General features: G+C 55.0%; 18 protein-coding genes. 3 read left to right on the plus strand and 15 right to left on the minus strand.

The features are described from left to right. Positions 1-55: 55 nt before the first annotated feature. The 8 genes from PUT07_RS17675 to iolD form a co-directional block, all read right to left on the minus strand. Positions 56-1066, minus strand: coding sequence for a LacI family DNA-binding transcriptional regulator (locus PUT07_RS17675; RefSeq protein ID WP_274469645.1), 1011 nt, complete (start codon positions 1064-1066; stop codon positions 56-58). Between the two features lie 94 nt (positions 1067-1160). Continuing rightward, positions 1161-1973 carry a 5-deoxy-glucuronate isomerase gene (iolB, locus tag PUT07_RS17680; protein ID WP_274469646.1) on the minus strand — a complete coding sequence of 271 codons (813 nt, stop codon included), beginning with the start codon at positions 1971-1973 and terminating at the stop codon, positions 1161-1163. 17 nt (positions 1974-1990) lie between these two features. Beyond that, on the minus strand, positions 1991-3034 hold the full coding sequence (gene iolG, locus PUT07_RS17685) for an inositol 2-dehydrogenase (protein WP_274469647.1): 1044 nt from the start codon (positions 3032-3034) through the stop codon (positions 1991-1993). After that, positions 3031-3909, minus strand: a complete 879-nt coding sequence (gene fba, locus PUT07_RS17690; RefSeq protein WP_274469649.1) for a class II fructose-1,6-bisphosphate aldolase — start codon at positions 3907-3909, stop codon at positions 3031-3033. The genes iolG and fba overlap by 4 nt, the downstream gene beginning before the upstream one ends. Before the next feature lie 50 nt (positions 3910-3959). Beyond that, the gene (locus PUT07_RS17695; RefSeq protein WP_274469650.1) at positions 3960-5405 is read right to left on the minus strand and encodes a CoA-acylating methylmalonate-semialdehyde dehydrogenase; all 1446 of its coding nucleotides are present in this window, start codon (positions 5403-5405) and stop codon (positions 3960-3962) included. Between the two features lie 42 nt (positions 5406-5447). After that, entirely contained in the window at positions 5448-6458 is a 1011-nt protein-coding gene (gene iolC, locus PUT07_RS17700) for a 5-dehydro-2-deoxygluconokinase (RefSeq protein WP_274469652.1), read from the minus strand. Positions 6459-6465: 7 nt separating this feature from the next. Continuing rightward, a complete protein-coding gene (gene iolE, locus PUT07_RS17705) occupies positions 6466-7374 on the minus strand; it encodes a myo-inosose-2 dehydratase (RefSeq protein ID WP_274469653.1) in 909 nt (302 codons plus the stop codon). Between the two features lie 18 nt (positions 7375-7392). Then, a complete protein-coding gene (gene iolD / locus PUT07_RS17710; protein ID WP_274469655.1) occupies positions 7393-9258 on the minus strand; it encodes a 3D-(3,5/4)-trihydroxycyclohexane-1,2-dione acylhydrolase (decyclizing) in 1866 nt (621 codons plus the stop codon). Positions 9259-9488: 230 nt separating this feature from the next. Here iolD and PUT07_RS17715 point away from each other — a divergent pair, with 230 nt between their 5' ends. Then, the gene (locus PUT07_RS17715) at positions 9489-10283 is read left to right on the plus strand and encodes a CPBP family intramembrane glutamic endopeptidase (protein WP_274469656.1); all 795 of its coding nucleotides are present in this window, start codon (positions 9489-9491) and stop codon (positions 10281-10283) included. A gap of 137 nt (positions 10284-10420) precedes the next feature. Here the strand turns inward: PUT07_RS17715 and fdhA are convergent, their stop codons facing one another. From fdhA to PUT07_RS17745, 6 genes are all read right to left on the minus strand, one after another. After that, entirely contained in the window at positions 10421-11635 is a 1215-nt protein-coding gene (gene fdhA / locus PUT07_RS17720; protein WP_274469657.1) for a formaldehyde dehydrogenase, glutathione-independent, read from the minus strand. 257 nt (positions 11636-11892) lie between these two features. Continuing rightward, a complete protein-coding gene (locus tag PUT07_RS17725) occupies positions 11893-13170 on the minus strand; it encodes a polysaccharide lyase family 7 protein (RefSeq protein WP_274469658.1) in 1278 nt (425 codons plus the stop codon). A gap of 715 nt (positions 13171-13885) precedes the next feature. After that, positions 13886-14887, minus strand: coding sequence for an aldo/keto reductase (locus PUT07_RS17730; protein WP_274469660.1), 1002 nt, complete (start codon positions 14885-14887; stop codon positions 13886-13888). A gap of 239 nt (positions 14888-15126) precedes the next feature. Further along, positions 15127-15273 (minus strand): aspartyl-phosphate phosphatase Spo0E family protein, encoded by a 147-nt coding sequence (locus tag PUT07_RS17735; RefSeq protein WP_274469661.1) that lies wholly within the window; start codon positions 15271-15273, stop codon positions 15127-15129. Positions 15274-15423: 150 nt separating this feature from the next. Then, positions 15424-17262, minus strand: a complete 1839-nt coding sequence (locus PUT07_RS17740; RefSeq protein ID WP_274469662.1) for a PAS domain-containing sensor histidine kinase — start codon at positions 17260-17262, stop codon at positions 15424-15426. Between the two features lie 146 nt (positions 17263-17408). Next, the gene (locus tag PUT07_RS17745) at positions 17409-18302 is read right to left on the minus strand and encodes a phytanoyl-CoA dioxygenase family protein (protein ID WP_274469663.1); all 894 of its coding nucleotides are present in this window, start codon (positions 18300-18302) and stop codon (positions 17409-17411) included. 170 nt (positions 18303-18472) lie between these two features. On the opposite strand from PUT07_RS17745, the gene PUT07_RS17750 reads away from it, so the two are divergent. Continuing rightward, a complete protein-coding gene (locus PUT07_RS17750) occupies positions 18473-19330 on the plus strand; it encodes an AraC family transcriptional regulator (protein WP_274469664.1) in 858 nt (285 codons plus the stop codon). A gap of 39 nt (positions 19331-19369) precedes the next feature. Here the strand turns inward: PUT07_RS17750 and PUT07_RS17755 are convergent, their stop codons facing one another. Further along, positions 19370-20569, minus strand: a complete 1200-nt coding sequence (locus PUT07_RS17755) for an ATP-binding protein (protein WP_274469665.1) — start codon at positions 20567-20569, stop codon at positions 19370-19372. Between the two features lie 209 nt (positions 20570-20778). Here PUT07_RS17755 and PUT07_RS17760 point away from each other — a divergent pair, with 209 nt between their 5' ends. Then, complete coding sequence (locus PUT07_RS17760; protein ID WP_274469666.1) at positions 20779-21936, plus strand: glycosyltransferase family 4 protein; 1158 nt, start codon at positions 20779-20781, stop codon at positions 21934-21936. Positions 21937-21945: the final 9 nt, after the last annotated feature.

Below are 21945 nucleotides of genomic sequence, written 5' to 3' on the forward strand. Positions count from 1 at the left end.
CCTTCCGCACAAACAAGAAAGGTCAGCCCGCAAGTACCAGGCTGACCTTTCTCTATCAATCTCCTATTGAGGCGGTTGATTTGCGCACGACTAGCTTCGGCTCAAGCACATGCGCCGGCTTCGCTTCCGACGGATTCGTCAGCTGCCCGATTAACAGATCGACAGCCAGCTTACCCATCGCCTCGATCGGCTGAGCGACCGTCGTGAGCGGCGGGTCCGTGACGGAGGCCAAGATCGTATCGTCGAAGCCGACGATAGACAACTCCTCCGGCACGCGCACGCCGAGCTCCTTGGCGGCTTGCAGGGCGCCTATCGCCAGCAGGTCGTTGCAGCAGAACAGCGCTGTGGGACACTCGGCCTGCCGCAGCAGCTCCAGCGTCTGCCGCTTGCCGCCCTGCAGCAGATCGAAGCCGCCGGGCTTCACCCAGGCGTCCGGCAGCTCGCAGCCGGCTCCGGCCAGCGCGTCGCGGAATCCGCGAATCCGCTCCCGGGAGGAGCTGACCTTCAAGTGCTCGGCCAGCACGGCGATCCGGGTATGGCCAAGCGCCAGCAAATGCTGCCCGGCCAGCTTGCCGCCGTCGAAGTCGCCGACGTGCACCGTCTGCACATAGGCGCTCGGCATCTCCCGGGCAATCGACACGATCGGCACCGATTTATCGACCAGAGGAGCGAGCAGCTCCAGATTGTCCATCCCGGTACCGATAATCATGCCGTCCACGCTTTTCTGCTGCAGCAGCGTCAAATACCGCTCGATACGCTCATCTTCGTTATGTGTGGAACAAATCACGATACTGTAGCCGAGCTTATGCCCCTGATCCTCCACCGCATGCGCGATTTCGGCAAAGAACGGATTCGAGATATCGGGCACAAGCAGTCCGAGCGTATAGGTCCTTTTGCCGGTCAGAGCCGCTGCGATCACGCTGGGACGGTAATTCAAGCGCTCCATCACGGAGAAAATTTCGTTGCGCCGCTCTTCGCTGATCTTCCCTTTTCCGTTAATCACTTGCGAAACGGCTGCTATGGATACGCCCGCTTCACGGGCCACATCATAAATGGTTGCCTTCATTTGCTTCTCCCATCACTTTCACATTATGTTCTATTATGCTCAGAAGGCACCTAAGTTGCAACCCGCAGGCAATAACCATTCGCTTCCCACACCGCTATTCGCGAGGCTTCGCCATTAACCAGGCATGATCGGGATCGTTGTGAAACTTCCATGTGCGGACAGGGCCTGCCATCACATTCAAATAATATACTTCATAGCCCGGCGGCGCGCAGACGGGATGGTAGCCCTTAGGCACAAGCACCGTTTGCCCGTCACGAACGATCAGCGTCTCGTCCAGCGAGCGATCGTCCGTGTACACCCGTTGAATCGCGAAGCCCTGCTCGGGCTGAACATGGAAGTAATAGGTTTCTTCCAGCAGCGATTCGTCAGGCAGGGAGTCGCGGTCATGCTTATGCGGCGGATAGCTGGACCAGTGGCCGTCCGGCGTGAAAACTTCCACGACTAGAAGGCTGTCCGCAGACTCCTGTTCCGGGAGAATGTTATGGATTTGGCGCTCGATATGGCCGTATCCGCGAGTCTCAATGCCGACCTGCGACGGCTCGATGAGTCTTGCCGGATAACGCCCGAAGCCGGGAGCGGCACATACCGCCAGCTCCACATCCGTCAGCGCAGTGACCTCGTAGCGATCCTCATTCGGCACATACACGGAATAAGGCGGAATTTTCTCGAAAACGCTCATCCGCTGCCCGATTCCCCGCCACGCTGCCAGCTTCGTCGAAACATCCGCTTTCCCGCTAAGCAGGACAAGGCACACTTCCTGGCTTCCCGTTTCACGCCGCAGAGATGCTCCCGCTGCCACCTTCACGACCTCAAAACCTACGTATTCCCAGCCGGCGGACGCCGGCGTGACGCTCAGGACGACGCCTTCGCCATCCGCTTCTTTGGCTTTTACAATTAAATCCGGCATACTTCCTTCACGCCTCCTTATTGAACGACAGGCTGCTGCGTCCGCAGTTCATTAATTTCGTTGATTTTCACAGGGCGCTTCAGCTGGCTCGACAGCTTCGCAGCAAGCGCGATGCGCTCCGCCTGCAAGCCGTCAAACCCTTCTACCGCAAGCGGACGCCCGCCGGTCAAGCTCTCGATGAACATTTGCGTCTCCAGCGTGTAAGCGGCATTATAGCGCTCCAGGAAGAAATGCAGCGGCTTATCCCGCATAATTCCTTCGGCCGTGGCAATTTCCGCCGTATTCGGATGATCGTTCGTCACAGCGACGCTGCCCTTGGAACCGAATACTTCGACTCGTTGATCATAGCCGTATACCGCTTGGCGGCTGTTGTCGATGACGCCGAGCGCACCGTTCGCGAAGCGAAGCGTCACAATCGCCGTATCGACATCGCCATGCTCGGCGAAGACCGGGTCGATCAGCACGTTGCCTTGCGCGTACACTTCCTCTACCTCGGAGCCGGTGACATAACGGGCCATATCAAAGTCGTGGATCATCATATCCATGAAAATTCCGCCGGATACTTTGATATAATCCGCATGGGGAGGATTCGGGTCGCGTGAAGTGATTTTCACGATGTGCGGCTGGCCGATCGTACCGCCCTGCACATGCTCGCGAACCCTGATGAAGTTATGATCGAACCTGCGGTTGAACCCGATCTGCAGCTGTACGCCTGCTTGGCGCACAGCTTCAAGCGCCTCCTCGGTTTGTGCAATGTCCATGGATACCGGCTTCTCGCAGAAAATATGCTTGCCCGCTTGAGCCGCCTTCTTGATCAGCGGCACATGCGTATCCGTCGACGAGCAAATGAAAACAGCATCGATGTCGGGATTCGCGAGCAGCACATCGCTGTCCTGCACGACCTGTCCGATCCCTCTTTCAGCCGCCCACGCCGCCAGCTCCGCTCCGGCGAATAAATCGCTGACCGCGACAACTTCGACTTGGGGCAGTCTTAATAAATTGTCGGTATGAATTTTTCCGATGCGTCCGGCACCGATAATGCCTACTCTAATTTTGTTCATAGTCCGAATCCTCCCGCTTTCCCTGCGCTCCCGAACAACTGGATCTTCGCCTTCACTGCAGCCTTAATCGCTTCCCGCGCCGGTATCAAGTAATTGCGAGGATCATACGCTTCCGGGTGCTCGTTCAAATAGTTCCGAATCGCCGCCGTGCAAGCCGCTTGGTTATCTGTATTGACATTGATTTTGCAAGTGCCTAAAGCAATCGCTTGGCGGATTTCTTCCTCCGGCAGTCCGCTGCCGCCATGCAGCACGAGGGGCAGACCGGTCAATCGCTGAATCTCCGCCATCCGCTCAAAGCCCAGCTTAGGCTGGCCGCGGTAAGGTCCGTGCACGGAACCGAGAGCGGGGGCCAGGCAGTCGATCCCGGTCTGATACACCAGCTTCACGCACTCCTCCGGGACCGCATACATCCCCTCGGCTTCGTCCACGACCAAGTCGTCTTCGCGCCCCGTAATTCGCCCAAGCTCCGCTTCCACGGTCGCGCCAAGGACATGCGCGACTTGCGTCACCCGCTGTGTGAGCTCGATATTCGCCTCAAGCGAATGATGCGACGCATCGATCATAACCGAGGTGAATCCGGCGTGAATCGCTCTCACGCAGACCTCGTACGTCGAGCCGTGATCCAGATGCAGGGCAACCGGGACCGTAATGCCGTAATGCTCGATGAGACTCTTCACCATCCCGGCGATGCAGGGAAGGCCGCCCATATATGGAATGTACGGCTCGCTGACACCGAGAATGACAGGCGCCTCCTCTTCCTGCGCCGCTTGCAGAATCGCCTGCGTAAATTCCAAGTTATTCAAATTAAACTGCCCGACAGCATACTTCTCCTTGAGCGCCGCTTGCAGCATATCTTTCATCGAAACCAGCGTCATGCTTCCACCCCTTGTGCGTATCTGTGCGACTTATGATTTGAGCTATGGCGTTACCAACGGGCTGTTACCATTTTCTTGCGTGTATAAAATTCAACGCCATCCATGCCGTTCGCATGAAGGTCGCCATAGAATGATTTCTTCCAGCCGGAGAATGGGAAGAACGCCATCGGTGCCGGTACGCCGAGGTTAACGCCCAGCATGCCCGCATCGATCGTATCCCGGAACTGCCTTACGGCGCTTCCGCTGTCCGTGAAAATACAAGCGCCATTGGCAAAATCCGAGGCGTTCGCCAAAGCAATCGCGTCTTCCAGCGTTTCAACTCTTACGATGGAAAGCACCGGAGCGAAAATTTCATCCTTCCAAATTTTCATCCCGCACTGCACCTGATCGAAAATAGTCGGCCCAACGAAATATCCTTCACCGCCGGCTGCCGCATCTTGGCGACCGTCACGCAGGAGCAAGGCCCCTTCCTGCTCGCCGGACTGAATGTACTGCAGCGTTCGGTCCTTGTGCGAGCCCCGGATTACCGGACCAAGGAAAACACCTTCCTCGTTGCCGTTGCCGATCGTAATTTTGTCCGCCGCTTCAACCAGCTTCTGAACGAGCGCATCGCCGACACCGCCGACGGCGACGACTACCGAGCACGCCATACAGCGTTCGCCGGCAGAGCCGAAGGAAGCATTGATAATTTCTTTCACCGTCAGCTCCAGATTGGCGTCCGGCATGACGATCGAGTGATTTTTGGCGCCGGCCAGCGCCTGCACCCTTTTGCCGTGAGCGGATGCCGTAGTGTAAACGTACTCGGCGACAGGCTGCGAGCCGACGAACGATACCGCTTTGATATCCTTGTGCTCCAGAATGCCGTTCACCACATCATGTGCGCCATGAACAACATTCAACACCCCGGCCGGCAAGCCTGCTTCGATGAACAGCTCAGCCAACCGGTTCGCCAGCAGCGGCGTACGCTCGGACGGCTTCAGGACGAACGTGTTGCCGCAAGCAATCGCCAGCGGGAACATCCAGCATGGCACCATCATCGGGAAGTTGAACGGTGTTATGCCGCCGACCACGCCAACCGGATAGCGGTACATGCCGGATTCCAGACCCGTTGCGATATCCGGCAGCTGCTTGCCCATCATGAGCGTCGGCGCGCCTGCTGCGAACTCGACGCACTCAATGCCGCGAAGCACTTCGCCATAGGCTTCCGTGTAGCTTTTGCCGTTCTCTTGGGTCACGAGGCGGGCCAGCTCTTCCCAGTGATCCACGAGCAGCTGCTGGTACTTGAACAAAATGCGCGCTCTGCGCGGAACCGGAGTAGCGCTCCAAGCCGGAAATGCTTGCGCGGCCGCTCGCACAGCCTGGTCTACGTCCTCTTTGGTGGAGATCGGTACCTGCGCGATAATTTCTTCTGTTGCCGGATTATAAACAGCTTCGGATTGTGTCGAGGCCGATGTCACCCATTTCCCGCCGATCAAGTTTTGCAATACTGCTGTCATCGTAAAATCCCCTTTCATTTATGGCCGGATATGCAATCTATGTTAGGAAGCCGTAATTTCATTGCGGTTGCAGCGTTCGATATAATCATGCACCTGCTCGGCCGTAGGCATCGCATCGGAGCAGCTGTGACTGGATATGACGATGCAGGCGGCAGCGCTGCCGAATTCCATGCTCTTCTCCAGCGTCCAGCCCTGCATGACGCCATAGAGGAAGCCGGCAGCATAGGAGTCCCCTGCGCCGAACGTCTTGACGACTTTGGCCGGGAAGCTTTTGGCCCGGTGGCCTTGACCGTCCTGGGTATAGGCGATGGAGCCTTCCTTCCCATGCTTGATAATGACGATTTTGGCAGCGTAATCGAACCATTTGGCAGCTGTCACCTTGTCGTCGTGAGCGTCATTATTCTCGAAGCGCTCCATCATATCGAACTCTTCGCGCGTGCCGAGGATGATGTCGCATTTTTCCGCTGCCAGGTTATAATAAACCGCCGTTTCCTCCGGCGATGTCCATGTGTACGGACGGTAGTCAAGGTCGAAAACGATCACAGCGCCATGCTTTTTGGCATAGCTCAATGCTTGGAAAACCGCTTCACGCGATGGACTTTTGGCCAGCGCCGTCCCGGAAATCAGGAGCACCTTCGCCTTCGCGATCAGCTCTTCCTGCACCTCGCCAGGTGTAAGCTTCAAGTCAGCCGCGTTGTCACGGTACATGAGAATGCTGCAATCCGTCGGACTTTTGATCTCGGTGAAAGCAAGCCCTGTCACGGCGCCGGTCGTATCCGTCACCACATTCGCCGTATCGATCCCGTTGCGCTGCAAATAGTCCGCAATGAAGCGGCCCATCTGATCGTTGGCGATTTTGCCGATGAAAGCCGTATCCAGTCCCAAGCGTGCCATGCCGATCGTAATGTTCGCAGGCGAGCCCCCGACGTATTTCGTGAACGTCATCGTTTCCTCCATCGGCCGATGAATCTCGTTCGCATTCAAATCGATGCACAAGCGTCCGATGGCTGCAAAGTCGAGCGTCTTATTCGTAGGAAAGGTTACATAAGTCATGGATTCTCTACCTGCTTTCTTGGGATATGATAGTGTGGATAAAATCAAGCGACTTCTTCGCATAGTCATAAGCGGGATGCGCAGCGGGATCCTGCTCCCCTTCCAGCATCGCCCAGCCGCTATACTTACGGTCAAGCAGCTCCCGGAAAATCGGGGCAAAATCCAGACATCCGTCGCCCGGAACCGTGAACACGCCTTGACGGATGCACGTTACGAAATCCGCGTTCGCCGCGCGTGCCTGATCCAGCACCTCCTGACGAATATCCTTCAAATGAATATACGCAATCCGGTCGTAATGCTTGCGCAATACTGCAAGCGGGTCTGCGCCGCCGTAATACGCGTGCCCGGTGTCGAACAATAAGTACACAAGACGGGGATCGGTCAGCTCCATCAAACGGTCAATCTCTTCCGGCCGCTCCACCGCCGTGCCGCCGTGATGATGATAGGTCAACTTGAGTCCGTATTCCTGCGCAATCGCTCCTGCTGCATTCAAGCCCTCAGCCAGCGAGGACCAAGCCGCATCGTCGAAACGCAGCACTTCCTTCTCATGCGGCGTACGTCTGGGGTCAAAGTGCAGCGATCCCCCGACCTCGCAGGTGGAGATCACCTTGCTGCCCATCCCCTGCAGAAATTCCACATGCTTGCGGTAGGCCTGCAGCTCCTCTTCGCGGTACGCAGGATCGGAGAACAACACCGATTTCCATTGCGAAACGAGCTGGATGCCGCGCTTCGCCAGCTCTTCCTTGAGCAAGGCAGGATCTGTCGGGTATTTACGCCCCATCTCCGTGCCTGTCAAGCCAAGAGCTTGAATCTCGTCAACGATTTGCTCGAACGTGGTGTCCGCTCCGTGCTCCTTCACATCTTCGCCGACCCAGTTAATCGGATGAATGCCTAATTGAAAAGGCAGCTTGCCCATGTCGCTTTCCCCTCTCATTCAGATGATCGTGACTGCCCGTTCGCGGGCCTTCATGTTCTCGTGAGCCTTCACAACTTTACTGGAGACGGATACCTCCGGCACGCCTACATTCCACCAGGATTCGTAACCGTCCGTATTCGTGCCCGGAACGACCGCGATTTCGACCAGCGTTGTGATCTTCTCTTCTTTAGCTTGTTCAAGCGCTTGTTGCAGCTCCTCAGCCGTAGTCGCTTTGTAAGCTTGAGCCCCAAGACTGCGGGCATGCGCGGCGAAATCGATGCTCATGAATTCACCCGTCAACCGGCCCGTTTCCTGCGAGCGGTAGCGGAATTCGTTCCCGAAGCCGTCGCTGCCCTGGCTTCGCTGCAGATTATGAATGCATTGGAAGCCGTGGTTATTGAACAAGAGCACCGTGATTTTACGCCCTTCTTGCAGGGAGGTTACCAGCTCCGAATGCATCATCAGATAGCTGCCGTCGCCTACGAGCGCATAGACCTCGCGGTTAACCTCCGCAAGCGCGGCGCCGAAGGCTCCGGCAATTTCGTAGCCCATGCAGGAGAAGCCGTATTCCATGTGGTACGTCTTCGGTTCCGCCGAGCGCCACAACCTGTGCAAATCGCCGGGCAGACTCCCCGCCGCGCACACGATGACCGATGTGGGAGCGATCGTTGCGTTGATCACGCCCAACGCCCGCGTTTGGGCAAGGCCCGACTCATGCTCCGCTGCGTACAGGCGGTCGACCTCGGCGTCCCATTGCTGCTTGAGCGCGGCAATTTCCCCGCTGCCATAGCCGGTCTTGTAGGCCGCTTGTGCAAGCGCTTGCTGCAAAGCGCCGAGCCCCTCGCGTGCATCGGCTGAGATGGCCGTGCCGCTAAGCTTCGCTGAGTCGAAGCTGCTAACGTTGATGTTGACGAACTGCACGTCAGGATGGGCAAAGGCCGACTTCGACGATGTCGTGAAATCGGAATACCGCGTGCCCACGCCGATGATGACATCCGCTTCCTGAGCCAGCCGGTTGGCCGCAAGCGCGCCCGTCACACCGATCGCGCCGACGTACAGCGGGTGGTTCCAAGGCATGCTGCTCTTGCCGGCTTGCGTCTCGGCTACGGGGATGCCGAACGCTTCCGCGAAGGCGGTAAGCTCGCTCGAGGCGGACGCGTACAGCACCCCGCCGCCTGCGATGAGGAGCGGCCGGCGCTTGCCTTGGATCAGCTGTGCCGCACGCGCTACCGCAGATTCGGCGGCCGGCCGGCGGTCGATATAATGGACTTTCTTATCGAAAAAAGTTAAAGGATAATCATACGCCTCTGCCTGCACGTCCTGCGGCAGGGCAAGGGTCACCGCTCCGGTATCGGCCGGATCGGTCAGGACCCGGATTGCCTGTACGGCAGCGGTCATCAGCTGTTCCGGCCTTACGATCCGGTCCCAATATTTGCTCACCGATTTGAAAGCATCCGTCGCGGAAATCGTGTAATCCTGAACGGACTCCAGCTGCTGGAGCACGGGGTCCGGCTGCCTCGAAGCGAAATTATCCCCCGGCAGCAGCAGCACGGGAATCCGGTTCACCGTCGCCGTTGCCGCGGCTGTAACCATATTGAGCGCGCCTGGGCCGATCGAGCTCGTGCACGCATAGATTTGGTGCCGGTTCCGCTGCTTTGCGAAAGCGATTGCAGCATGCACCATGCCTTGTTCGTTCTTGCCCTGCACATAGGCAAGGCTGCCGGCGCTGCGCTCCAGCGCTTCGCCAATTCCCGTTACGTTACCGTGGCCGAAAATGCCGAAAACGCCTTCAACAAACTTCTGCTCAACGCCGTCAACCGAAATATACTGGCTGTCCAAAAATCGCAGCAGAGCTTGGGCCATCGTCAATCGGATTGTGCTCATGGGTATCACGATCTCCTTTTTTCTCCCGAGGGATTAAGCGCTTAATCTCTCATAGTCTAAGCGCTTGATCCCCTTCTAGGTTAAGCGCTTAATTTGATATTACTACAGCTCTTCGAATGCGACAACTATTTTTTTCCTGCGTATATGTTCTTACACATAAAGTCTATTTCCGGTAACTGGCAAATATGTTGATTACGCGAGGAAATACGCTGAAACGAGGTGCAGAATACATGAGAAATATACGAATCTTCTCCCTCATCGCACTGGGCTGCGGATGGATAGGACGGCTGATAGACTTGAAGGCCGGCATGGATGCCGGCGGCAGTCTGGGGCAGCTCCTATGGATCGTCTGCCCGCTGTTGTGCATGGTTGTGCTGCGGGCGTTCGGGGGCGATGGCTGGAGGGACCTGGGGATTCGGCCGCAGGTCCGCGAACAAGCGCTCTTTTACGCGATCAGCCTCCTGTTCTCCCCCTGCTGCGCACTGCTCATGATGTGGATCGTTCAAGCCAATGGACTCGGTACCGTCACGTTCTCAGCACCGGTTCTGGCTGCGATCGGCACGGCTTTGCTGCCCAGCTTGCTCAAAAACCTATTCGAAGAATTCGCCTGGCGCGGTTATTTGGCCCCTAAGGTATACGGGCGAGGTTGGCCTACATGGCTGGCCCACGCGTACGTCGGCCTGATCTGGGCGGCCTGGCATTTGCCCTACCTGCATCTGTTCGTAGATCCGACAGCCGATTGGTTCTATCCGCGTTTCCTGCTCGGTATCGCCGCACTCTCCGTCGTCTATGGGGAGATCCGGCTCCTGACAGGCAGCGTATGGCCGGCGGTCGTCATGCATGCGGCCGGTAATGCCGTTATCGACACGCTCATTCTGCGCAAATACTTCGTCATATCCAAGGAATATGAATATATCCTGATGCCAAGTCCTGACGGCCTGCTCGCCATCGTGTTCGCCGCCTTGACCGGCTGCTGGCTGTATGTCATCCGCATGCGGCGGTCTGCTAGCTCCTCAGCCGGCTGACACAGGCGAGTTTTCCCCTGCCGTGAAGGCAGCTCGGGGTCATCGGCGTAATCAACCCCGGATTGCCCCCGGCGGAAACGGCAAAAAAAGACATTCACCGGCCGAACCGTTCGTTCACCGGGAATGTCTCTCATCTTCTATTTCACAAGTCCGTGCGGATCGATAACGTACTTGCGTGAAACTCCGCGATCGAACGCCTGATAGGCATCCGGCGCCTCCTCCAGTGAAATCTTCGTCGCATTCACGGCTTTGGCGATTTGCGCCCGGCCGCTAAGGATAGCCATCATCAGATCGCGGTTATACTGCATGACCGGCGTTTGGCCTGTGACGAACGTATGAGATTTCGCCCAACCGAGTCCGATGCGAATTTTGAGCGTGCCGATTTTGGAATCTTCATCGACGGCACCGGGGTCGCCGGTTACGTACAATCCCGGAATGCCAAGTCTTCCGCCGGCTCGTGTAACTTCCATGATGGAATTGAGCACGGTTGCCGGCGCTTCTCCATGCGCCTTCCCATGGCCATGCGCCTCGAAGCCTACGCAGTCAATCGCGCAATCCACTTCAGGCACGCCCAGTATCTGCTCGATTTGCTCCGCCAAATTCGCGTGCTCCCGCAGATTGACCGTCTCGCAGCCGAAGCTCTTCGCTTGGGCAAGCCGTTCGGCGTTCAGATCGCCGACGATGACGACCGCTGCGCCCAGCAGCTGTGCGGAATGTGCCGCAGCCAAGCCGACTGGGCCGGCCCCTGCCACATACACGGTTGAACCCGGTCGAACGCCGGCGCTAACCGCCCCATGATAACCTGTAGGGAAAATGTCCGAAAGCATCGTGAGATCGAGAATTTTCTCCATCGCCTGCGCTTTGTCCGGGAATTTCAGCAGTTGGAAATCGGCGTAAGGCACCATCACGTACTCGGATTGTCCGCCAACCCAGCCGCCCATGTCCACATAGCCGTATGCCGAGCCGGGACGGTCCGGGTTCACGTTCAAGCAGACGTTCGTGTTGCGTTCTTTGCAGTTGCGGCATCGCCCGCAAGCGATATTGAACGGCACGGAGACCAGATCGCCTTTGCGGATAAACTCCACATCACGTCCGACCTCGATCACTTCGCCGGTAATTTCGTGTCCTAGAATAAGCCCGGAAGGCGCCGTCGTTCTGCCTCTCACCATGTGCTGGTCGCTTCCGCAAATATTCGTTGTGACCACTTTCAGAATAACGCCATGCTCACATTTCCGACCGACGTTTAATGGGTTGACGCCAGGCCCATCGTGCAAGACGAGGTCCGGAAATGCCGTATCCCGCACTTCCACGCTTCCCGGTTTGTTATACACAACCGCTCTGTTTCCTGCCATACGCGTATTCCTCCAATTGAAAATAGGTTTGTGGATAAAGCGTTTCCATAAGTACAATGCATTTCAATATATGAGACAAGCCGGCCGAAGTATTCGTCTTCGTCCTACTTTTCATTGTACAGCCCTTCCGGGACGAAGTAAGTAGCCAATACTATCAATCTAGTGGCCGAAATCACCATCATGCAGCCGAAAAAAAGAGCCTGCCGTCGGCTCTTCAACTAAGAAGACGCCGACATGGCAGAGCTCTTTTAGCGAAACTATTGATGGGTAACCGAGTACTCATACACCCAATTCTCGGCATATGCGTCCGGACTCTCGCCCGGTGCTGTGGAGTCGTTGGATTGGGTGTAGTTGCCGATTTTGAAGAAGCAGCCTGTCACATCTTTCGTTTGCGTATAAGGTACGGGTTGACCGTTGTACTCATAAGAAATCACACCGTTCGCGACGATGATTTTCACCGTAAATAATGTCCCTAGCGTATAGTTGCTATCGAGCAAATAGCCGTGCGAATTGTTTCCGTCCGTGATGTAAATTTTGGCCGTCGTCGATACGCCGCCGGGATTGTTCCCCTCCACGCGGAACACGGTTACGTCATCGTCGCCGTCATGAATTTGTCCGACAACAGTGTGCGGTTTCACAGTCGTCAGGTGAGTGACCTTTTGCTTAATGTACATAGTATGTGTCTTGCCGTCGTTACTTCCCCAGGCCATCTGGCTGCTGGAATCGCCGCTCGTATATAGATCATTCATCTCACGAAGCTCACTTCTCGGGTTGTTGGATCCGGAGGTCGTGACAGCGCCATGGTTGGCCCGGAATTGAACCGCATAGCCGTCGGCATCGTGCACCACTTTGAACCAAGGGTCAATGGAGTACGTATCAAGGGCAGGTTGCAGCACTTCCAAGGGGCTTGTGGAACCCGATTGTTTCGGAATCGGGAGTGTGATCTTCCAATTTTTCAAGTAAAGGACTTGGGAAGGCAGCGTTGGTGCGTTTGGCGGCGTAGATGTTGGTGCGGGAGTCGTAGTAGGCGTTGGGGTTGGCGTCGAGCCTGAGCTGCTGTCCAGTGTAAAATCATCAAAACGGGCGTCCGAAGACGTTGTTCCTCTGGCGAAAATGACGGCGCTCGTATTGGACGCACCGGTCGTAAAGTTGACGGTAAACTGCGTCCAGGCTGATGTGCTGCCGCCGGCTGTGACTTCGTTGCCGCCGTACGAATTCACTCCGATGACACCTGATCCGAGGATCCAGGCTTTGAGTGTATAGCTCGTATTGGCCGTCAGCCCGGAAATCGTTTGCTTATAACCGCCGCCGGTGTCGGTCGATTTCGCCGAACGGCTGCCGCTATGATAGTCGCTGGTGGAGATCGCAGCGGAACCGACCTTGGTCCACCCGGTTGCATCGCTTTCAAAGCCGGGGTTGGCGATGGCGATTGAAGCTGCCGTCACCGAAGTGACGCTGCTGAAGATAAGTGCCGTCGACAGAAGTAAAGAGAGCATCACCAAGTAATGAATCGGTTTGATGAACATAAGTCGCATAATAATCCTCCTCGTCTCTCATTCATATACAAGACTGGATTTCTGTGCAAACACACTTCCACTTTTCGAGCGATCAGACGATTTGAGCCTTCGGGAACATCGGATGATGAAATTGACGGCATGCACTTGACAGCTTCCCACCCCCTTCTATGTTCGAATTGGAATGATCAATTCCATGTAAGCGCTTAACAATGTTCATTATAGTTGCTTATTTCCCGTTTCTGGTAGTGTTTTCTTTAGGTTCACTTGTGTTATTCATCGTATAGGCGCACAAAAAAACCGTCAGCGGATGAACTTCATCTCCCATGTTAGACTTAGTCTCTAACCATTAGAGTGTAGTTCAGCAGCTGACGGTTTTTAGTGGTTCGACGCTCACTCTGGAGAGCGGCATGCCCATGCGGGCTCGCCAGGCCCGGCTAACGGACACAGATGCCGTTATTTGCGCGAAAAACATCGCTCTTCGATTCTAACGGACACAGATGCCGCTATTTACTATCAGCGGGGCCAAATCAGCCCCAATTGAGCAAAATAACGTCTCTGGTGTCCTTTAGGTGGCTAATTCGGCCCTTTTGCCTCGAATAAGGGCTGCTGTGTCCGTTAGCGAGGTGCGCGCTCGCTCTGACTCCGGCTCCTTCGACCTAGCTCACGCTGGATCGGCGCCTTTGCCGCTAGCCCGCGCTGCCCCAGCGCTCCTCGCCGCTAGCTCGCGGCGCTGTCAATTCCGCACCAGCTGCGCCGGCTCCCCGCTCGCCGCCTCGTCAATCTCCCGCAGCTCTTCGGCGGTGAGCTTGTCGCTGAGCGCCGGCCACACATCCGTGATATGATGCGGCTTGGAGGCGCCTAGTATCGCGGATGTGACGCCCTCTCGGCTCAGCACCCAGCCGAGCGCCAGCTGCGCCAACGACCAGCCCTTGCGCGCTGCGATCGGCTTCAGCCGATCGACGATGCGGAAGTGCCGCTCCTGCTCAAGCAGCGCCTGCAGCCGCTTCTCATTCGCCGCTCCCCGCGTTCCCTCCGGCGGCTCCGCGCCGAATGTGTACTTTCCGGTCAGCAAACCGCGGCCGAGCGGGCTGTAAACGATGACGCCGACGCCCTCGGAGATGGCGAACGGCAGCAGCTCCTGTTCAATGCCGCGCGCGATCAGGCTGTATTCCGGCTGAACGCTCTCGAAGCGTTCAAGCCGCTGCAGCGCCGAGATGCCGTGCGCTTTGGCAAGCTGCCAAGCGGCGTAGTTCGATGCGCCGATATAACGCACCTTCCCTTGCCGGACAAGGTCGTCGAGCGCCCGCAGTGTTTCTTCCAGCGGCGTCTGCTCATCGAATCTATGTACTTGATACAAATCGATATAGTCGGTCTTCAGCCTGCGCAGGCTGTTCTCTACCGCCCGATGAATATGGTAGCGGCTTTGCCCGGCATCGTTGGGCCCCAGCCCTACGCGGCCATGCACTTTGGTAGCCAGCACGATATCATGACGGCGCGCCCCCAGCAAGCTGCCGAGAATCGTCTCGGACTCACCGGTGGCAAGCGGGTTGTTCGTGTCCATGCCGGAGCCGTACACATCCGCCGTATCGATGAGGGTAATCCCCGCATCCAACGCCGCATCCAGCACTTCGGCCGACTCCTTCTCCCCGATCCATCTGCCGAACGCCATCGTGCCCAAGCTTATTTCCGATACCCGCAAACCGGTTCTGCCTAAACGTCTTTGTCCAATACTCATCCCTTCATCTCCCTGTCATCGTCGTTTTCCTGCATTCATTCCAACATGTGCCAGCCTGTCCCGGAAGTCATACAACGCAAAAAGGAGGCAGTCCAAGCCAGGATTGCCTCCGTCCATACGGTAGGTGAAATGATACAGTCAAAACCGAGCTCTCCACTCGGAATAACTTCATCTTATCACCTCGTTGAATAATCGTCAATCGGTCAGAGTCGAGCTCTCGGAGCCGATCCCTTGTCCGTTCATTTCATCACGTAATACCTGACGATGTATTCATCCAATTGCTGGCTGATCGCGACGACCTTCTCATGAGTGAAGCATCCGTGCAATTCAGCCTCCTGGATCATTTTTAGTCGCAAAGCTTCAATTTTTTTCAGAAGTAACTCCATCGCCATTTTCACACCAATTCTGTTCTTTTTCGTTAGTAACCCCATTATATACGAGGATGCCGCAGAAGTTTGTAAAAGTTTGTCGACGTAATTCAACGAATTTATGAAATTTTTTTTCAAAGAATTGAAACGTTGTAATCGTAGAATATACTAGATTCTTGGCAGCTCGATTTCGACGGTGGTCCCGGCATCCAGCTTACTGAGAATCTTCATCGTCCCTTGATGGGCCTCGATAATGCGATAGCAAACCATAAGTCCCAAGCCCGTTCCCTCCTCCTTCGTGGTGAAGAAAGGATCTCCCAACCGGGGCAGAAGCTCATCCGGAATTCCAGCGCCGGTATCGATAATTTTGACGGTTAGCCGGCTATGACCGAGCGGTTGCAGAACGACTCGAATGCTGCCGCCTGCCGGCATCGCCTCAACGGAATTTTTGATCAAATTGATAAAAACTTGCTTTAATTGGCCCTCATCGCTGTTCACCAAATACGCCGAATTCCGACTATAAACGAAATGAATATTCACATTATGCAGCAATGCTTGAGGTTCCAGCAAAGAAATGACATTTTCCAGAATGTCACAAACGCTTTTATGAGCAAATCGGCTGCTTTGCGGCTTCGCAATTAGCATAAACTCATTGACGATCGTGTTAATACGGTTTAATTCGACCAACATAATATCCGCATATTCAACAACTTTAGTAGGCGCCGCACTTTTGATCAGCTGCAAAAAGCCGACAAGCGATGTAAGCGGATTGCGAATTTCATGCGCAATGCCCGCCGCCAGCTGACCGACGACTGACAGCTTCTCCGATTGCCGGAGCATCTCTTCAGCGACCTTGCGCTCCGTAATATCGCGCAGCACGGTTTGAATGACTGGCCGGTCCAGATAAGAATGCAATACGACCGACGAAGCTTCTACCTCAATATGCTCGCCATGCAATCCGAGGAGGTTCACTTCAATGAAAGGGATGAAATTATCCATCAAGACAACTTCTTTGATCCGGCGTGTCACCCTTTCATAATGATCCGGGTGCACAAAATCGTAAACGGATTTCCCGATCAGCTCATCCGGCGCTTGCGCCCCCAGCAATTTCATGCCGATATCGTTGACATAACAAATAATGCCCTCCTGATGAACGACAATCGGTTCCGGAAGCAGCATCATCATGCGCCTATACTCTTCGTCCCGCTCACGAACGATGCTCTCCATCACTTTCTTATGGGTAATGTCCCGGCACAGCAGCTGAATGGATGACTTGCCCAAATATTCGATAGGGACAGCCCGGATCTCCACATCGATCACTTGCCGATCGAGCCGCAGCAGCCTTTTCTCCATCACATCGCTAAAATGCCGTTCTCTGAGAATCAGTTCAATCTGCGCCTGCATCTCTTCACGCTCATCCGGATGGATGAAATCCAAAGCGATACTGCCAAGCAGCTGCTCCGGCGCTTCTGCCCCCACCAGCTTCAGCGCCGCCGGATTCACGTAGGTGATAACGGACTCGCCGTACACGATAATCGGTTCCGGGGACAGCTCGACCAAATTCCGGTACCGTTCCTCGCTTTTCCTCAACTTCTCGTCCTTCCGCTTCCGTTCCGATATATCTCTAGCCACTACCGCTAAGGCAAAAATCGTGCCTGCCGCATCCTTCAGTGGGGAAACGGTGATACTCGCATGAAACGCATCGCCGTTTTTTCGCAGCATTAACGTTTCATAGCATTGTGCGCAATCCCCTTGGGCAACGCGCAGATGAATGCTTTTGACGCGTTCGGCCTCATCGCTAGGGACAGCGATCAGCTGTTTTCCGTATATTTCGCTGTTAGTCCAACCGTACATATGTTCATACGCTTGATTTACCTTCAACACGCGATGATCCAAACCGGTTATGGCAACACTTGCATTTGTGTGGTAAAAGCAGACCTCAAATAGCTGATTGATTTGGTGCATCCAATCCGTTTGCAATACTTCTCTCTCTATCCTTTTATCCATGCTGATACTCCCACCCTATCCATCACACTAGCTGTTAAGTATCAATTCTATATTTCTCTTCATTTTCCTTTCCTTTTGAAAGAAAACACGAAAAGGAGCCGCTCACGGGGAGCCTGCTCCTTGAACTTTATTTCAGTACGCGTTCACTAAATAGCCGAATTAGGGACCGGCTGCTCCGGCGTATGTTCCATGCGATTGTTCAGCCAGTCCTCCAGCGTCGCTACCCGTTCCGGGTATTTGTAGCTGCGAGCCAGGAAGCCTGCGCCATGCTGCGGCATCGGGTCCTGATCGGTAGGCTGATAGCGGAGATCCACGCTCCATCGCACCTCATCTGACCTGTTCGGTGTGGACATATGCAAGCAGCGGTCATTGAACAAGATCGCGCTTCCTGCCGTCACGGGCAGCACGACGGTTTCGGTTTTGCCCAGCTGGCTTTCATGTAAAGCCGTATAACCCGTGCCAGTCTCCGATTCCCGGTGCCACTTCAGTAAGCGCTTACGATGCGTGCGTGGCTTAATATGCAAACATCCGTTCACTTCATTGGCGTCGACAAGCGGTATCCATACCGTAATTACGGGATTGGAGTTCGCATCCGGCCAGTACGATTTGTCCTGATGCCACGGGACGGCGCCGGCGGCGACTTTCGGAATTTTCGGTCTCGTATTGTAGACCGGGTTGGAGAACAGCTCGCCGCCGATGAGCGATTCCACCGCATCCAGTATTTTGGGATTGCTCATGAGATGGAAGTAACCGGGGATCCGGTCTCTCCAGCTTCTGCCGTAATTCAGGAAATGCTCCGGCGTTAAATCTTGAAAAAGCTCTGCTAACCGGTACTTGAACGGCCTGTCTTCGAGCGTATCCGTAATTAAGCCTGCCTGCAAGAGTTCGTTCGCGATCGCAGACACCTTGGCCGTCATCGCTTCGATCGCCGGGGCCATATCATCTTCCTGTAGTAAATTCGGCAAAACGAGGTACCCTTCCGACTGATAGAAATCGAACTGCTCTTTACTTAAACTTCCGCCTGAATGTTGGGCTGACATCACAATCATTCCTCCTTAGCGTTATTCTACACAATATAAATGTAGCACCTGAGGAAGCAACGGTATTTAGCCGGAGGTTCAAAGATTGATCAAATCTTCCGGCAACTTCTTTTCAAGCAGCAGGAGATCAAGTATAGTAACACTAACGGCTATGTATGGAGGGATGTTCCGTGTCTGCAAGGCATTTAACCGAAATCAAGCCGTCCATTCGGGTGGCTCATCATTATCGCTTCCCAAATGAGAGAAACGGCAGCGAATCGGGACGAATCGGCTACTGCTATGCGTTCCACCTCGTATCCGGCGGCAAAGGTACCGTTACCGTACCTTCCGGCAGCTTCCCGGTCGCGAAAGGCGATCTCCTATATTTCCCTCCGACCATGAAGCATGCCTTTCATTCCGACGCCCTTAGTCCCCTTTCGACATACAATATATACTGCGACCTATGGCAGGCCAACCCGGAAGCCGCCCAACGGCATCTCGTTTGGAAAGATGCCGACTTCGACACCAGTCTGCTTACGGTCATCGTGCCCAATGACGAGCTTGACAGCTTGCCCAACCTGCTCCATTTGCAGCATCAAAGCCCGATAACGGACTTGTTCGTCCGAGTCGTGGAGAAGTACCAAAGCGACGCCTCTTACTCCGGTGCAATCGCCAAGAGTCTGCTGCATGCTTGGCTGCTGGAGATCGTACAATTCAATCATCATGCACCGTTCGTTGACTTCCGCATCAAGCCGCTGCTTGACGCCATCAACAAGAATGCCGGATCGTACGAAGCCTGGCTGCAGATGAGCAGGCTGAAGAAAACGCAGTTTCACCAGCTGTTCAAGCAAGCGACCGGCATGTCACCCAAAGCGTATTGGACATCCGTGATCATGAAACAAGCCGCCGCAGCCTTGCGCGAGAGCAACCGCTCGGTTACCGACATCGCCGAAGACTTCGGCTACTCTTCCATTCATCACTTCAGCAAGCAGTTCACGCTTTATTTCGGCATTGCGCCGTCCCAATACCGGAACCGGCAGCGGTCATAATCCAAAGAAGCTATCCCGGCAACGGGATAGCTTCTTTGATTATAAAGCGGCGAGCAAACGCTCCCGGTCGCAAGCCCCCATCGCCAAATGAAGCAGGTGAGCCAGCAGCTTCTTCTGCTCCGGATTCAGCCGGGTGAACACACGGGGTTCATGCTGGCACAAATCCCGGATGGCGGCTTCCAGCTCCGCTTTCCTCACGGTGTCCTCCGGCTTGTCCGTAAATGCCGGAAACGCCTTGGCTTCGGCGAATTCCTGAAGCACATGATCGGATAATATTTGCAAATAAGGTCTTCTTTTCAGCTTAATGAACGCATTGATTTCTTCCAGCAGGAATTGAAAGGCGTCGCTTTTCCTGCTGACACCGAAAGCCGCCTCCACCTGACCGCTCTGGTCTTCACTTTCGAAGTCGAAGTAATCGAAGAGCTTGCTTTGAATATAAACGCTATGATAGAACGAGTCTCCTTTATTATTAAAAGTTGTCGGCTGCTTGTGCTTCTCGTCCCGGTGAGAATCGATGAAATACAATTTCGAATATTCCTGATTGATCCGGTCCTGCCAGCGAACGTATTTGATTTTGAAGACGGTTTGAGTGCCGGGATCAACCAGCGTAAAGCATTCTTTCTCCCCGATCAGGTCCGCGTAATTCAACGGTTCGCCATTCACGCGCAAGGCGAAGCCCTTGTCCGCATGCAGCTCCAGGAACCAGCCGAACTCTTTGCACAGGAAAGCGAGCAATTCCTCTGGAACGAAATCTTTCATTATATTATGAAACGTAACGGTTGTCCCCGGATCATCATCCGTCAGCTCCGCTTGGGTTACTTGGTAGATGTCCAACCGATTGCCGGCAATATGAATCGTATACGTATTCTTGAGGAAACCGTCCTCATAGGTCGTTCTCCAAATCGCATCGGTAGCGAACCGATGAAAGGTCAAGCGTCCGATCCCGTTCTTCCCGTGCATGGCCGAAGTCGTTCGGGTCCGCCTCTCCGGATCGATCCCTTTCTCCGATTCATAGAACGGCGTAAACTTCCGCTCCAGCTCCCTCCTGTCAATGCCATAGCCGTTATCGGCAATGACGATATAATCGATGCCGCCGAGCACATTCGGATGAAGCGTGATGTCCACTTCGGTCGCCTGCGCGTCAAACCCGTTCCAAATATATTCTGAAATGGCCTGCAAATAATCAAATTTACGCAGCGTTTTTTCGATCCCTTTTGAGGATATTTGTATTTTGCCCACAACGATCTCCTCCTTAACGAGTGAACTCTGCCTGCCTCTCTATCATATTCCAAATCTCTCAATCCGTATGTCGATTTCTGAAAGCCTATTGAAATTGATTTTCGACAAAATCGGGATACCGCTTTTAAAATTAATTAACACCAGGTTAACGTTCCACGAATAAAACGGTGCTACGCTTGACGTATCCAGGAACGACAGGAGGGATCCCTATGCGCCTTGCGTTGTTTACCGATACCTATGTTCCTCAAATGAATGGCGTTGCCCTAACGCTAGGACGGCTCACTGACCATCTGCACCGCCGTGGCATCGAACATCTTGTCTTCACGCCGAAGTGCACCGATGAAATGGCTTACTCCGAATTAATCCGCCCCGTTCCGTCTGTCCCATTCTTTCTGTACCCGGAATGCCGGATCGCCCTGCCCAATCTGCTGTCGCTTCGCAGCGAGCTTGACCGATTCCGTCCTCACCTCATCCACTTGGCCACCCCGTTCAATATCGGCTTATGCGGTCTGCACTATGCCCGCAAGCACCGCATCTCACACGTCGCTTCCTACCATACCCATTTCGACCGATATTTGGTTTATTATCGCATGAAACGCGCCATCCCCTTCTACTGGTCCTATATGAAGTGGTTTCATCAGTCCTGCGACGCTATCTTCGCTCCATCCGCCGATACGATCCGGGACCTGCAATCGCAAGGCTTCGCCAACTTGCTGCTATGGTCGCGAGGCGTGGATTGCAGCTTGTACACCCCGGAGCGGAGAAGCGATGCCATCCGCGCGAAGTACGGCATAACCGCTCCGTTCCTTCTCCTCTATGTAGGGCGCATCGCCCCTGAGAAAGATATCGATACGCTAAGCGCCGTCATGCGCGAGATGCCGGACTCCTTGAAGTCACGCGTTCATTGGCTCGTCGTCGGCGACGGTCCGCAGCTCCCCGAGCTGCGCGAGCAGGCTCCCGGCAATGTCACCTTCGCCGGATACAAGCAGGGCGAGGAACTGGCCGAAATCTACGCTTCCTCGGATCTCTTCGTCTTCCCTTCCAGCACCGAGACGTTCGGCAATGTCGTTCAAGAGGCGATGGCATCGGGACTCCCTGTCATCGGCGCGAACAGCGGCGGCGTTCGCGATATGGTTGCGACCGGACGTACGGGCATGCTCTGTACGCCCCGTGAGCCCGAATCGTTCATTCGCGCTATCGAGGCCTGCGTCGACGGCTCCGAGCAGCTGGCCGGTTACCGGCAAGCTGCCAGAACATTTGCTTTGGGCCGCTCATGGGAAGCTATTTTCGACGGCTTGCTTCAGGACTACGCACAAATGATCGATGCCCGGCGCATCGGAAGCAAACCGGGATTCTATACCGCTTAGGAGGGAGGA

The sequence above is a fragment of the Paenibacillus sp. MAHUQ-63 genome, assembly GCF_028765165.1.
Classification (GTDB): domain Bacteria; phylum Bacillota; class Bacilli; order Paenibacillales; family NBRC-103111; genus Paenibacillus_E.

Coding starts and splice junctions, on each gene's coding strand:
- fba (WP_274469649.1), bottom strand. CDS start 3,909: ATGACGCTGGTTTCGATGAAAGATATGCTGCAAGCGGCGCTCAAGGAG.
- PUT07_RS17745 (WP_274469663.1), bottom strand. CDS start 18,302: ATGTCAGCCCAACATTCAGGCGGAAGTTTAAGTAAAGAGCAGTTCGAT.
- PUT07_RS17725 (WP_274469658.1), bottom strand. CDS start 13,170: ATGCGACTTATGTTCATCAAACCGATTCATTACTTGGTGATGCTCTCT.
- PUT07_RS17730 (WP_274469660.1), bottom strand. CDS start 14,887: ATGAGTATTGGACAAAGACGTTTAGGCAGAACCGGTTTGCGGGTATCG.
- PUT07_RS17760 (WP_274469666.1), top strand. CDS start 20,779: ATGCGCCTTGCGTTGTTTACCGATACCTATGTTCCTCAAATGAATGGC.
- PUT07_RS17735 (WP_274469661.1), bottom strand. CDS start 15,273: ATGGAGTTACTTCTGAAAAAAATTGAAGCTTTGCGACTAAAAATGATC.
- iolG (WP_274469647.1), bottom strand. CDS start 3,034: ATGAACAAAATTAGAGTAGGCATTATCGGTGCCGGACGCATCGGAAAA.
- PUT07_RS17715 (WP_274469656.1), top strand. CDS start 9,489: ATGAGAAATATACGAATCTTCTCCCTCATCGCACTGGGCTGCGGATGG.
- iolE (WP_274469653.1), bottom strand. CDS start 7,374: ATGGGCAAGCTGCCTTTTCAATTAGGCATTCATCCGATTAACTGGGTC.
- iolD (WP_274469655.1), bottom strand. CDS start 9,258: ATGAGCACAATCCGATTGACGATGGCCCAAGCTCTGCTGCGATTTTTG.
- PUT07_RS17675 (WP_274469645.1), bottom strand. CDS start 1,066: ATGAAGGCAACCATTTATGATGTGGCCCGTGAAGCGGGCGTATCCATA.
- iolC (WP_274469652.1), bottom strand. CDS start 6,458: ATGACTTATGTAACCTTTCCTACGAATAAGACGCTCGACTTTGCAGCC.
- fdhA (WP_274469657.1), bottom strand. CDS start 11,635: ATGGCAGGAAACAGAGCGGTTGTGTATAACAAACCGGGAAGCGTGGAA.
- PUT07_RS17695 (WP_274469650.1), bottom strand. CDS start 5,405: ATGACAGCAGTATTGCAAAACTTGATCGGCGGGAAATGGGTGACATCG.
- PUT07_RS17740 (WP_274469662.1), bottom strand. CDS start 17,262: ATGGATAAAAGGATAGAGAGAGAAGTATTGCAAACGGATTGGATGCAC.
- iolB (WP_274469646.1), bottom strand. CDS start 1,973: ATGCCGGATTTAATTGTAAAAGCCAAAGAAGCGGATGGCGAAGGCGTC.